Source organism: Mesorhizobium sp. B2-5-4 (assembly GCF_006441095.1).
In the GTDB taxonomy this organism is placed as follows: Bacteria; Pseudomonadota; Alphaproteobacteria; order Rhizobiales; family Rhizobiaceae; genus Mesorhizobium; species Mesorhizobium salmacidum.
In genome coordinates this window covers 56,283-68,364 of the sequence record NZ_VFUR01000022.1, presented here as the reverse complement: position 1 = coordinate 68,364, position 12,082 = coordinate 56,283, and the positions used below count along the sequence as shown (strand labels likewise).

At 63.8% G+C, this 12,082-nt stretch carries 12 protein-coding genes; 7 read left to right on the top strand and 5 right to left on the bottom strand.

From position 1 onward, the window contains the following. Positions 1-4: 4 nt before the first annotated feature. Positions 5-1,966 carry an LTA synthase family protein gene (locus tag FJ492_RS23705; protein ID WP_181166736.1) on the bottom strand — a complete coding sequence of 654 codons (1,962 nt, stop codon included), beginning with the start codon at positions 1,964-1,966 and terminating at the stop codon, positions 5-7. A 245-nt stretch (positions 1,967-2,211) separates the two neighbouring features. On the opposite strand from FJ492_RS23705, the gene fabD reads away from it, so the two are divergent. The 7 genes from fabD (at position 2,212) to gmk (ending at position 8,827) form a co-directional block, all read left to right on the top strand. Next, on the top strand, positions 2,212-3,165 hold the full coding sequence (gene fabD, locus FJ492_RS23700) for an ACP S-malonyltransferase (protein ID WP_140772548.1): 954 nt from the start codon (positions 2,212-2,214) through the stop codon (positions 3,163-3,165). Positions 3,166-3,222: 57 nt separating this feature from the next. Next, positions 3,223-3,960, top strand: a complete 738-nt coding sequence (gene fabG / locus FJ492_RS23695) for a 3-oxoacyl-[acyl-carrier-protein] reductase (protein ID WP_140772546.1) — start codon at positions 3,223-3,225, stop codon at positions 3,958-3,960. A gap of 222 nt (positions 3,961-4,182) precedes the next feature. Continuing rightward, positions 4,183-4,419, top strand: a complete 237-nt coding sequence (locus tag FJ492_RS23690; protein ID WP_006203723.1) for an acyl carrier protein — start codon at positions 4,183-4,185, stop codon at positions 4,417-4,419. A 34-nt stretch (positions 4,420-4,453) separates the two neighbouring features. Further along, entirely contained in the window at positions 4,454-5,710 is a 1,257-nt protein-coding gene (fabF, locus tag FJ492_RS23685) for a beta-ketoacyl-ACP synthase II (RefSeq protein ID WP_140772544.1), read from the top strand. Between the two features lie 109 nt (positions 5,711-5,819). Further along, on the top strand, positions 5,820-7,103 hold the full coding sequence (mltG, locus tag FJ492_RS23680; protein ID WP_140772542.1) for an endolytic transglycosylase MltG: 1,284 nt from the start codon (positions 5,820-5,822) through the stop codon (positions 7,101-7,103). 155 nt (positions 7,104-7,258) lie between these two features. Further along, positions 7,259-8,149 carry a YicC/YloC family endoribonuclease gene (locus FJ492_RS23675; RefSeq protein WP_140772540.1) on the top strand — a complete coding sequence of 297 codons (891 nt, stop codon included), beginning with the start codon at positions 7,259-7,261 and terminating at the stop codon, positions 8,147-8,149. Positions 8,150-8,170: 21 nt separating this feature from the next. Further along, positions 8,171-8,827 (top strand): guanylate kinase, encoded by a 657-nt coding sequence (gene gmk / locus FJ492_RS23670; RefSeq protein WP_140509905.1) that lies wholly within the window; start codon positions 8,171-8,173, stop codon positions 8,825-8,827. Between the two features lie 6 nt (positions 8,828-8,833). Here the strand turns inward: gmk and FJ492_RS23665 are convergent, their stop codons facing one another. The 4 genes from FJ492_RS23665 to FJ492_RS23650 all read right to left on the bottom strand — a co-directional run bounded on the left by FJ492_RS23665 (position 8,834) and on the right by FJ492_RS23650 (position 12,017). Continuing rightward, on the bottom strand, positions 8,834-9,127 hold the full coding sequence (locus tag FJ492_RS23665) for a DUF1330 domain-containing protein (protein WP_027144114.1): 294 nt from the start codon (positions 9,125-9,127) through the stop codon (positions 8,834-8,836). A gap of 68 nt (positions 9,128-9,195) precedes the next feature. Beyond that, complete coding sequence (rsmA, locus tag FJ492_RS23660; protein ID WP_140509856.1) at positions 9,196-10,029, bottom strand: 16S rRNA (adenine(1518)-N(6)/adenine(1519)-N(6))-dimethyltransferase RsmA; 834 nt, start codon at positions 10,027-10,029, stop codon at positions 9,196-9,198. A 25-nt stretch (positions 10,030-10,054) separates the two neighbouring features. Beyond that, on the bottom strand, positions 10,055-11,071 hold the full coding sequence (gene pdxA, locus FJ492_RS23655; RefSeq protein WP_181166739.1) for a 4-hydroxythreonine-4-phosphate dehydrogenase PdxA: 1,017 nt from the start codon (positions 11,069-11,071) through the stop codon (positions 10,055-10,057). A gap of 13 nt (positions 11,072-11,084) precedes the next feature. Then, entirely contained in the window at positions 11,085-12,017 is a 933-nt protein-coding gene (locus FJ492_RS23650; RefSeq protein ID WP_027144111.1) for a peptidylprolyl isomerase, read from the bottom strand. Positions 12,018-12,082: the final 65 nt, after the last annotated feature.

Below are 12,082 nucleotides of genomic sequence, written 5' to 3'. Positions count from 1 at the left end.
CGGCTCAACTCGTATGGGAGACAACCTTGTCGACCGTTTCAGGGAAGAAGTCGGGTGCCGCGAGGCGTTTGCCGAACATCATGTCATATTGCAACAGACGGAAATCGCGGATCGCCGGGTCGATCTCCTTCTGCCGAGCCCAGTCGGACGTCGCCTCGCCCGTCGGCGTCAGCAACAAGTTGCGGTCGACGACGCGATAGCGCTCCCGCATCTCGCCCAGGAAACCGGTGTAGTAGGGGTGGGTGATGCCCGCGGCGGTCAGGATATGATAGGGCAGGAAGGCAGGGCTCACCGTCCCCAGATTCGCGACCGGGCCCGAGCGGTTCGACCAGATGATCAGCGGTGTCGCGTGGTGTTCGAGAGCCGCCTCCGGTGTCGGTTCCTTGCGTGGCGCGACATTGTCCTTCAGGAAGCCGGTCTCGACATAGACCGGTCCGAGCGGCGGCAGGTGGTCACCGAAAAAGGCGACAATCGTTGGCCGCTCGCGCGTCTTGGCCCATTCGATCAGCCGCTCGAGGCCGCGGTCCGCGTCGGCTGAACCCTCGGCGTAGGAGATCAGCGAGTCACGCGCCCACTGGCTGATCGGGGCTTGCACCGAGTGGGTCGGGTTTGAATAGCGGTTCGGTTCATACGGGCCATGGTTTTGCAGGCTGACGGCGAAGAAGAAGACCGGGTCGTCGCTGGCGTTGGCTTCCCGGATGATCTCGTCGGTCATCGCGGCGTCGGATGCCAGCGGTCCGCGCTTTTCCATGGGCGGCAGCGTCTCTTCCGATTTGAAGTCGTTGAAGCCGAAATCGGCATAGACCGCGCCGCGATTCCAGAACCAGTTTGTGCCTGGATGGATGGCGCGTGCCCTATAGCCTTCGCTCTTCAGGAAGGTCGCCATCGACGGCGTCGGGGTGCGTACATATTGCTGGTAGGGGATGCTGCCGGCCGGCAGGAAGGCGTTCGAGAACCCGGTAAGCGCTTCGAATTCGATGTTGGCGGTCATGCCGCCGAATTCAGGCGAGAACATCGAGCCGGAGCGGAGCGCCCGCACATTGGGGATCGGATCCGGGGTGATGGTGACGCCGGGCAGTTTGGTCGAATCCCAGAAGGATTCGCTCATGACGACGATGATGTCGGGCTTCTCGGTAGGTACCGAGGCCGTCACATTGGTTCGGTCAATGGCCGCAATTGCCTTGTCGGAATAGCCTGGTGGTGCCGAGACATGCGCCATCGGCACGTTGAGCGCGAAGGCGAGCGCAAAGCCGTTGGAGGCATAGTTTTCCTTCTGGTCCCACATGATGGGGATGATCTGCAGCCGGTCCCGCGTCCACGAGAAAGTGGCGTAGTCCATGATCGAGACGAAGAAGGCGAGTAGCGGCACCGCCAGCGTCAGCCGGGCAAGGCGGCCCTTGTGGCTGAGGGCTGGAACCTCGCGGCGCCAAAGCCGCCAACCGTAGACGAGCAGGGACAGGCCGGCGACGATGCCCGCGACCATGGCGAGCGCGGTCATAGGCCGCTCGCGCACCAGCAGCGGCAGCAGGGCGAAGATCTGGCGGGCATAGAGAAAATCCGTCGGATAGAGCGGATCGCCGAGATAATGCGACTTCTGGTGGCCGACAAAGGCCAGCGACAGGGTCAGCGGCGCCACGATCATCAGGCTCTGATGACTGCGCCCGAGGACCGCGTCGAGACCGATCAGGACCAGCGCGAACACGACGATGGTTGTCCAGCCCGGCTTGAACGGCTGCAGGAAGAAGGAAACGGTGCCGGCAACATCGCCGCGCACGATCAGTTCGATGGCGAACACCAGCACGGCCGAGATCGCCAGGCTGATCAGCCCGTAACGGACGACCGGCCATCGCCGGCCCGGGAGATAGCCGGTGGACGGATCGTCTTCCAGGAACTGCGGCACGGCGTTGCCGGCACGTTTAAAGCTCTTTGCCACTTTAACTTCCCACCCCAAGACAATCCATGTCATTCGATTGTCATATAATTGTCACGCAAAGCTAGCGCCTGTGACGAAAATAAGAAGAGCCAGCAAACGATTCGTGAGCGGTTTTCATCAGGTGTGATCGCCGCAAAGCCCTTTGGGAACAGGCGCTCGGCGCATGGTTCGGATTAGGCGCCGGGTTGAACCGGGCTTGACTTGGCGGCCTGCCTTGCGTCACAGGCAGGGAAAATTCGTAGTATCAGGCAAGCAAAACAAGTCTGGGGAGCCCTCGCATGGCCGTCGCATTCACCTTTCCAGGACAAGGAAGCCAGGCTGTCGGCATGGGCAAGGATTTTGCCGATGTCTTTCCAGAGGCGCGCAGGATCTTCCAGGAAGTCGATGACGCGCTTGGCGAAAACCTGTCGAAGCTGATCTGGGAAGGTCCCGAAGAGACCCTGACGCTGACGGCCAATGCGCAGCCGGCCCTCATGGCGGTGTCGCTGGCGGCGATCAGGGCGCTGGAAGCGCGCGGTTTCTCGCTGAAGGACAAGGTCGCCTATGTCGCCGGCCATTCGCTGGGCGAATATTCGGCACTCGCCGCCGCCGGCTTCGTTTCCGTTGCCGATGCCGCCCGTCTGCTGCGCATTCGCGGCAACGCCATGCAGGCGGCGGTGCCGGCCGGCGAGGGCGCCATGGCGGCGATCATCGGATTGGAGCAGGCCGATGTCGAAGCTGCCTGTGCCGAGGCCGCCCTGGGCGCTGGCAAGGGCGCTGCCTGCCAGGTGGCGAACGACAATGGCGGCGGTCAGCTGGTCATATCAGGCACGAGAGCCGCGGTGGAACTGGCGGCGAGACTGTGCACCGAAAAGGGTGCCAAACGGGCCCTGATGCTGCAGGTTTCGGCGCCTTTCCATTCCGCGCTGATGACACCGGCGGCCGAGATCATGCGCGAGGCGCTGGCGAGCGTCGCGAGGGCCGCGCCGGTGGTGCCCATCGTCTCCAACGTCACCGTCACTCCGACTAGTGACCCCGATGAGATCGCACGGCGTCTGGTCGAACAGGTGGTTGCCCGCGTGCGCTGGCGCGAAACGGTGGAATGGTTCGGCGCCAACGGCGTCTCCACGCTTTACGAGATCGGCGCCGGCAAGGTGCTTTCGGGCCTGGCGCGGCGCATCAACCGCGACATCGCCACCGCCTCTGTAGGTTCCGCGGCCGAGGTCGAGGCGGCATTGGCGGCGCTTGCATAAAACGCCATTTGATACCATCCCTATGCGGGGTGCCCTCTTCTCAACCTGGAGACAAAAATGTTCGAATTGACCGGCCGCAAGGCGCTTGTCACCGGCGCAACGGGGGGCATCGGCGAGGCGATCGCCAGGGTGCTGCATGCGCAGGGCGCGATCGTCGGCCTGCACGGCACGCGCCTCGAGAAACTGGAAACGCTGGCCTCCGAACTGGGCGACCGGGTCAAGCTGTTCCCGGCCAACCTGTCGAACCGCGACGAGGTCAAGACACTCGGCCAGAAGGCGGAGGCCGATCTCGAGGGCGTCGACATTCTGGTCAACAATGCCGGCATCACCAAGGACGGCCTGTTCGTGCGCATGTCGGACGCCGACTGGGATATGGTGCTGGAGGTTAACCTCACCGCCGTTTTCAGGCTGACCCGTGAACTGACCCACCCGATGATGCGCCGCCGCCATGGCCGCATCATCAACATCACTTCGGTGGTCGGCGTGACCGGCAATCCCGGCCAGGCGAATTACTGTGCCTCCAAGGCCGGTATGATCGGCTTGTCGAAGTCGCTGGCGCAGGAGATCGCCACCCGCAACATCACCGTCAACTGCGTCGCTCCGGGCTTCATCGAATCGGCGATGACCGACAAGCTCAACGACAAGCAGAAAGAGGCGATCATGGCGGCGATCCCCACGAAGCGCATGGGCACCAGTGCCGAAGTGGCGTCCGCCGTTGCCTATCTGGCTTCGAACGAGGCCGCCTACGTAACCGGGCAGACCATTCATGTGAATGGCGGTATGGCGATGATCTGAGTGAGGATCTGAGCAAGGTCCGCGGTAACATCGCCGCGCTGTGAAAACCCACCATTTCGGCTTGGACCTTGGCTATTTTTCGTGTAATGCGGCCCGCAACCCGGCGGTTCGGGCAAAAACCGGTCCGTGGCCGTTGCGTTTCCGGCAGGACCATCTTTCAGCTTGATTAGCGGCATTCCGCCCGCTAACGAAGACAGACAACCAAAAGACGAGGATGCCCAAATGAGTGACACCGCAGAGCGCGTCAAGAAGATCGTCATCGAACACCTTGGCGTCGATGCCGACAAAGTGACGGAGCAGGCGAGCTTCATCGATGATCTGGGCGCTGACAGCCTCGACACGGTCGAACTGGTCATGGCGTTCGAAGAAGAATTCGGTGTCGAGATCCCCGATGACGCAGCCGAGACCATTCTGACCGTCGGCGATGCGGTGAAGTACATTGACAAGGCTTCGGCCTGACGCTTTCGGCAGTCATCACCGGGGAGGACCTGCGATGAGGCGTGTCGTCGTCACGGGCCTTGGCCTGGTTTCACCGTTCGGCATGGGCTTCGAGCACGGCTGGAAGGAACTGCTGACCGGCCGCAGCGCTGCCAAGCGCGTCACCGAGTTCGAGGTGGACGATCTTGCCTGCAAGATCGCCCACGTCATTCCGCGTGGCGACGGCTCCAACGGTACGCTCAATCCCGAATCCATTCTTGAGCCGAAGGAACTTCGCAAAATCGGCGACTTCATCCTGTACGGGATCGCGGCCGCCGATGAAGCGCTGAAGGATTCCGGCTGGCAGCCTTCAACCGAGGAGGAGCGTTGCGCCACTGGTGTGCTGATCGGCTCCGGCATCGGCGGTCTTGAGGGCATCGCCGAGAACGCGATCATCCTCAAGGAACGCGGCCCACGCCGCATCAGCCCGTTCTTCATTCCCGGAAATATCATCAATCTCGTGTCGGGCCAGGTTTCGATCCGGCACGGATTGAAAGGCCCCAACCACGCTGTGGTCACTGCTTGCTCGACCGGCGCGCACGCCATCGGCGACGCCGCCCGGCTGATCATCTTCGGCGATGCCGACATCATGCTGGCCGGTGGCGCCGAATCGCCGGTGACCCGGCTTTCGCTCGCCGGCTTCGCCGCCTGCCGGGCACTCTCGACCGAGCGCAACGATAGCCCGCAAACGGCCTCGCGGCCTTACGACCGCGACCGCGACGGCTTCGTCATGGGCGAGGGCGCCGGTGTCGTCGTGCTGGAAGAGCTCGAGCATGCCAAGGCGCGTGGAGCGAAGATTTATGCCGAGGTGACCGGCTACGGCCTGACCGGCGACGCCTATCACATCACCGCACCGGCAGAAGATGGCGACGGGGCCTTCCGTTGCATGACGGCGGCGCTGAACCGGGCAAAGCTTACGCCAGCCGATGTTGACTACATCAATGCGCACGGCACCTCGACCATGGCCGATACGATCGAACTCGGCGCTGTCGAGCGGCTGGTCGGCAATGCGGCGTCCAAGATTTCAATGTCGTCGACCAAGTCGTCGATCGGCCATTTGCTGGGAGCAGCCGGCGCGGCCGAAGCGATCTTTTCGATCCTCGCCATCCGCGACAATATCGCACCGGCGACCATCAACCTCGACAATCCCGAACGCGAAACCGCGATCGACCTGGTGCCGAACAAGCCACGCCCTCGCCAGATCGACGTAGCCCTGTCCAATTCCTTCGGCTTCGGCGGCACCAACGCCTCGCTCGTCTTCCAGCGGTATTAATGGCTGACGGTCCGGCTACCGGGCAATGCTTTGGCGTGCCGTCAATTTTGCCATATTCGCCTCTACTCTGCCGCAGGGGATTCGTTGAGAGATCGAACGGTAGGGCGAAATGAACACAAATCCGTCAGACAACGGAGAATTCGGGCAAAGGCCGGCGAATACCGGGCCGATCGTGCCGAAGACGGCCAGCGAGGCGCTGCGGCCGGAAGCCGGAACGCCGCCGCCGAAACGCTCGCGCGCTTCGCGCAGCCAGGTCGTCGTGTTCATGAACTTCGTCATCTCCTCGGTGATGCTGATGGTTCTGGCGGCGGGCGTGGCCCTCTATTTCGGCAAGCAGGAGTTTACCGAGCCCGGCCCTTCCGCCAATGGCGACACTTTCCTCGTCAAGCCCAACACTGGCGTCCAGGATATCGCCGACCAGCTTGAGCGTCGCGGACTAATCAGCGACGCCCGCGTATTCCGCCTCGGCGTGCGTGCCTTCGGCAACGATTCCGCACTCAAGGCCGGAGAATACGAGATCAAGCCCAGGGCATCCATGCGCGACATCATGGAACTCCTGAAGAGCGGCAAGTCGGTGATGTACTCGCTGACTATTCCCGAAGGGCTGACGGTCGAGCAGGCCTTGCAGCGCATCGCCGACGAACCCGCCCTGAGCGGCGATATGCCGGCGAAGACGCCCCCCGAGGGCAGCCTTGCCACCGACACGCTGCGCTTCACGCGTGGCGCAACGCGTCAGCAGATGGTCGAAAAGCTGCTCGCCGATCAGAAGAAACTGGTCGATGAGGTGTGGCAGCGGCGCGCGCCGGATCTGCCCCTGGCCAACGTCGAGGACTTCGTCACCCTGGCCTCGATCGTCGAGAAGGAAACCGGCAAGGGCGATGAACGCTCACGGGTGGCTGCTGTCTTCCTGAACCGGTTGGCCAAGGGCATGCGCCTGCAGTCCGATCCGACCATCATCTATGGTCTGTTTGGCGGCAAGGGCAAGCCGGTGGACCGCCCGATCTACCAGTCCGACATCCAGAAGCAGACGCCTTACAACACCTATGTGATCAGCGGCCTGCCGCCGACGCCTATCGCCAATCCAGGCCGCGCGGCCCTCGAGGCCGTGGCCAATCCGTCGAAGACCGACGACCTCTATTTCGTCGCCGACGGCACGGGCGGTCACGTCTTTGCGTCGACCCTGAACGAGCATAATGAAAACGTCGCCCGCTATCGCGCGCTGCAGAAGAAGCAGGCCGATGAAGCAGCCAAGGCCGCCGCTGCCGCCGGTACCAGCGGCAGTGCCGACAAGCCTGCTGCCGACAACCCTGCTTCCGACAAGCCTGCCGACGACAGCGACGGCACCGGTGGCGACAACGGCAATGCCGGCGGTGATGCGGGCGCGGTCCAGTAAGGTGAAGAAAGGCGTTGCCTGGAAGGCGGCGGCCTGACATTTGAAGGAACGCCGGGCGTCCGAATTCGACGCATTCGCGGTGTGGTCATTTTAAGCCGCGCTTGCCCCTCCGGAAAACCGTTTCGGGGCAAGGCGCCAGGGGTGTACAGGGCGACATGAATTTGCAGAGCATGACCGGTTTTGCGCGCGTCGTCGCCGAGCACGACGGCACCGCGATTGCCTGGGAAGTCAAATCCGTCAATGGCAAGAGCGTCGAGGTTCGCCTGCGGCTGCCTCAGGGATTCGAGCGGCTGGAGCCTGTGGTCAGGCAAACGCTGCAGAAGCGTTTCGCCCGCGGCAATTTCCAGGCGACGCTGACCATCGGCCGCGCCGCCAGCGCGCAGACGCAACCTGTCGTCAACGAGGCGTTTTTGAAAGATCTCGCCGGTCTGGCCAAGCGGCTGCAGGAACAGTTCGGCGTTGCGCCCGCGACGGCTGACGGATTGCTGTCGCTGCGTGGCGTGCTCGACGTTGCCGAAACCATCGAAACCGAAGAAGTGCGGGCCGCGCTCGATACCGCCATCATGGCCGCGCTGGACGTGGCGCTGAACGGCCTGGAACAGGCCAGGCAAGGCGAGGGCGCCGCGCTGGCCGTGCTTTTGTCCGGCCATATCGACACCATCGAGACACTGACCCTGCGCGCGGAAGCCGACCCGTCACGCGATACCGCGGCGATCCGCGAACGCATTGCCGAGCAGGTCCGGCTGCTGATGGACGCATCCGCCAATCTGGATGCAAGCCGGCTGCACATGGAGGCGGCGTTCCTTGCCACTAAGGGCGATATTCGCGAAGAGATCGACCGGCTGAAAACGCATGTCGCGTCTGGCCGGGCTTTGCTCGAGGGCGGCGGCGCGGTCGGCCGCAAGCTCGATTTTCTGGCACAGGAATTTAACCGCGAATCGAATACGCTGTGTTCGAAGTCGAATGCCGCCGCCGTCACCGCGATCGGGCTGGAACTGAAGGCGGTCGTCGACCAGTTTCGTGAACAGGTCCAGAATCTGGAGTAGCCGATGGTCGCCAAGGAACCGATGGTTCCCAGGGATATGGGATCCCGCATCCGCCGCCGGGGGCTGATGCTCGTCCTGTCGTCACCATCGGGTGCCGGCAAGTCGACGATCGCGCGCAACCTTCTGGAGAGCGACTCCAGCCTCGAACTGTCGGTCTCGGTCACCACGAGGCCACGCCGTGGGTCGGAAATCGAGGGCGTTCACTACCACTTCCGCACGATGCGCGAATTCGAGCGATTGCGTGATTCCGACGCGCTCCTCGAATGGGCGGAAGTGCACGGCAATTGCTATGCGACACCGCGCGAGCCGGCCGAACTGGCGCTGGCGCAGGGCCGCGACATGCTGTTCGACATCGACTGGCAGGGCGCCCAGCAGCTCAAGGAGAAGATGCGTGCCGACATCGTCTCGATTTTCATCCTGCCTCCGTCGATGAAGGAATTGAAGGCGCGGCTGAAGCGGCGCGCCGAGGACCAGGAAGCGGTGATCGAGACACGGCTGAAGAACGCCCGCAACGAGATCGAGCACTGGAAGGAATATGACTTCGTCATCGTCAATGACGATCTCGACCGTGCCTTCGCCGAGGTTCGCGGCATCGTCGTGGCCGAGCGGCTGCGGCGCGACCGCCGGCCCGGTCTCTTCGATTTCGTGTCGGGATTGTTGGACGAAAAGACCGTGTGACTGGCGTCAGGGCGCCATGCCCTCGACCAGGATCAGATGTCGGCTGAGCGCGGCATCGCGTACCTCCAGCGCCGCCGCATATTCGGCGGATGCGTACCAGCGCCTTGCCCGCTCGATGTCGGGAAATTCGACGACGATCAGCGGACCAGGATGCCAATCACCCTCCAGCGTCTGCACTTGGCCGCCGCGCACCAGATAACGCCCGCCATGCCGGGCGATCGAGGCCGCGGCGCGGGAGCGGTATGTCTGCAACGCCTTTTCGTCGCGGACCGTGACATCGGAAATGACATAGGCGGGCATTCCTGGTTCTCCGGCATGTTCGCCAGACTACCTATGCCTCGGTCATCACAATTCCAGACCTGCCGGCGCTAGACCGCATTGGTCAGCCGCACGAACTCCTCGACGCTGAGCGTTTCGGCACGTCGCGTCGGGTCGATCCCCGCTCTTTCGAGCAAGGCCTCGCCGCCGAGGCTTTTCACGCTCTGCCGCAGCATCTTTCGGCGTTGGCCGAAGGCGGCTTCCGTGACCCGGCCGAGTTTCTTCACCTCGGCGGGCAGGGGCGTCGCGCGTGGTTCCAGATGCACCACCGAGGAGGTGACCTTGGGCGGTGGCGTGAAGGCTTGAGGCGGGACGTCGAAGGCGATCCTGGCCTGCGTGCGCCAGCCGGCGAGCACACCCAGCCTGCCATAGGCATCGCTGTCGGGTGCGGCGACGATGCGCTGCGCCACCTCACGCTGGAACATCAGCGTCATCGAGGCATAGAAGGGCGGCCAGTCCGCGACCGTCAGCCATCGGATCAGCAGTTCGGTGCCGATGTTGTAGGGCAGATTGGCCACGATCCGGACCGGAGCGTGGTCGGTTCCCGAGGCGAGGGCGGCGAAGTCGATCTTCAGCGCGTCGCCTGAAATCACCTCCAGCCGACCTGGGTAGTGAGCGGACACCTCGGCAAGCGCCGCCAGGCAGCGTTCGTCGCGCTCGATGGCGACGACCCGGCGGGCGCCGTTCGATAGCAGCGCCCTTGTCAGCCCTCCAGGCCCGGGCCCAACCTCGATCACCGTGGCATTCGTCAGGTCGCCGGCGCTGCGTGCGATCTTGCCGGTCAAATTGAGATCGAGCAGGAAGTTCTGGCCGAGCGCCTTTTTCGCCTGCAGCCCATGGCGCTCGATGACGTCACGCAGCGGCGGCAGCCCATCGATGCTCATGCGCGAAGACCGGAAGCGAAAGCGCTCATGCGGTGCCAGCCTTTGCGTCGACGTCAGCCAGTCTTCTGGCGAGCTTCAGCGCCGCGATCAGGCTGTCGGGTCGTGCCACGCCCTTGCCGGCGATGTCGAAGGCGGTGCCGTGGTCGGGCGAGGTGCGGATGAAGGGCAGGCCCAGCGTGACGTTGACCGCCTCGTCGAAGGCCAGCGCCTTGGCCGGGATCAATGCCTGGTCGTGATACATGCACAGTGCAGCGTCGTAGCCTGCCCGCACCCGGGCATGGAACAGCGTGTCGGCGGGCAAGGGCCCGAAAGCATCGATGCCTTCAGCGCGCAGGATGTCGACCGCCGGGCGCACGATATGCTCGTCTTCCAGGCCCATGGAGCCGCCTTCGCCGGCATGCGGATTGAGGCCCGCAATGGCGAGCCGCGGCCTGGCGATGCCGAAGCGGCTGGCAAGGTCGGCCGCCGTGATGCGCGCGGTCGCGACGATCAATTCGGTGCTTAGGACCTTCGGCACCTCGGCCAGAGCGATGTGGATGGTGACGGGAACCGTGCGCAGGTCGGGGCCTGCCAGCATCATCACCGGCATCGCCTCGACGCCGCTGTGCCGAGCCGCCAGATGCGCCAGATATTCGGTGTGGCCGGGAAAACGGAAGCCGGCATCGTAGAGCGGTTTCTTGGCTATCGGGCAGGTCACCACGGCAGCGGCCTCGCCGGCAAGGCAGGCGGCGACCGCGCGGTCGATCGCTTCGATGGTGCCGGCTGCATTGGCCGGGTCGGGTCGCCCGGGGCTGTCGATGAAGCGCGCCGTCAGGGGAACGATCGGCAAGGCGCGGCCAAAGACCTCGATCGCCTGCACCGGCGTCACTTCCTCGACAGGCAGCGAGACGCCAAGGTGGCGTGCTCGCGATGCGACCACGGCCGGGTCGGCCAGCAGGTAGAAGGCGGGCAAGCCGACGGCGTTCCGCGCAAGGAAGGCGGCGATGGCGATTTCAGGGCCGATACCGGACGGATCGCCGACGCTCAACGCCAGCGCGGTCATCGTGCTGCTCACGTCAGCGCTTGACGATGCGGGCTTTCGCCTTCAGCTCGTCGACATATTTCTTGCTGAGATCGTCGGCGGCCTTGTCGCTGGAGCCTTCGCTCTGGAACACCATCTGGGCCGTCTTGTCGTCGGATACTTCGCGCGACGAGCAGATGCCGATGAATTCGACGCCGCGTTCGGTCTCGCGTGTGACGGTGGCGCCACCGACCTTGGTCGCCTTGATCTGCTCCGCCCAGTCCGGCGGCAGTTGCGGCGCCAGAATCCGTCCGAGGTCGCGAACGGTGACGTCGATCAGCCCTTTGGCGAACTCGCGCGTCGTGTTGCAGCCGTTGAAGCGGGCACGCATGGCGTCGGCCTCGCGCTTGCGTTTGGCCAGCGTCGCGCTGCGTTCGGCCGCTGGCACGACGAAGATGACCTGCTGCAGCATGTATTCCATGGCACTCGGCTTGGCTCCGCCCTTGTCAAGCATGCGCCGCACCGCGTCCTGTTCGGTCACGCTGCCACCTTCGCCGGAACGGTAACGGGCGCTCAGGGCCTGGTTCCAGGCCATCTGGGCGCGAATGAACTCCTTGAAATGATCCTTGCCGACGCCGGATTTTTCCATGACGCCGTTGAGCTGGCCGAGCTGCATCTTGTTGTTGGTGGCAAAGCGCTGGTAGGCGGCCTCGACCTGGGCATCGCTGATACGGATGCCAAGCCGTCTGGCCTCGGCCATGCGCAGCGTCTGGTCGATCATTTCCTGGGCAGCGTCGCCCTTCTTGCGCTGCAGCTTCAGGAAGGCGGCACGATGGGCGATATCACCAGTGGTGATTGCTATGTCGTTGACGACGTATTTGATCTCGCTGGCGAAAGCCGGCGGCGTCATCACTGTCATCGACACGGACGTCGCCGCCACAAGCAACGCGAACCCTGCTGAAAAGAGGTATTTCCTCATCGTTGGCATCCCAATTCTATCCCGGCTCCGCCCAATTCCGTCCCCTTCCGGATACGCGAATCCGTGCCAGCCCT

Excerpts from the sequence above, each read along its gene's own strand:
- fabD (WP_140772548.1), top strand. The coding sequence starts at position 2,212 with ATGGCCGTCGCATTCACCTTTCCAGGACAAGGAAGCCAGGCTGTCGGC.
- FJ492_RS23705 (WP_181166736.1), bottom strand. The coding sequence starts at position 1,966 with ATGACATGGATTGTCTTGGGGTGGGAAGTTAAAGTGGCAAAGAGCTTT.
- fabF (WP_140772544.1), top strand. The coding sequence starts at position 4,454 with ATGAGGCGTGTCGTCGTCACGGGCCTTGGCCTGGTTTCACCGTTCGGC.
- gmk (WP_140509905.1), top strand. The coding sequence starts at position 8,171 with ATGGTTCCCAGGGATATGGGATCCCGCATCCGCCGCCGGGGGCTGATG.
- rsmA (WP_140509856.1), bottom strand. The coding sequence starts at position 10,029 with ATGAGCATCGATGGGCTGCCGCCGCTGCGTGACGTCATCGAGCGCCAT.
- FJ492_RS23665 (WP_027144114.1), bottom strand. The coding sequence starts at position 9,127 with ATGCCCGCCTATGTCATTTCCGATGTCACGGTCCGCGACGAAAAGGCG.
- FJ492_RS23690 (WP_006203723.1), top strand. The coding sequence starts at position 4,183 with ATGAGTGACACCGCAGAGCGCGTCAAGAAGATCGTCATCGAACACCTT.
- FJ492_RS23675 (WP_140772540.1), top strand. The coding sequence starts at position 7,259 with ATGAATTTGCAGAGCATGACCGGTTTTGCGCGCGTCGTCGCCGAGCAC.
- fabG (WP_140772546.1), top strand. The coding sequence starts at position 3,223 with ATGTTCGAATTGACCGGCCGCAAGGCGCTTGTCACCGGCGCAACGGGG.
- FJ492_RS23650 (WP_027144111.1), bottom strand. The coding sequence starts at position 12,017 with ATGCCAACGATGAGGAAATACCTCTTTTCAGCAGGGTTCGCGTTGCTT.
- mltG (WP_140772542.1), top strand. The coding sequence starts at position 5,820 with ATGAACACAAATCCGTCAGACAACGGAGAATTCGGGCAAAGGCCGGCG.
- pdxA (WP_181166739.1), bottom strand. The coding sequence starts at position 11,071 with ATGACCGCGCTGGCGTTGAGCGTCGGCGATCCGTCCGGTATCGGCCCT.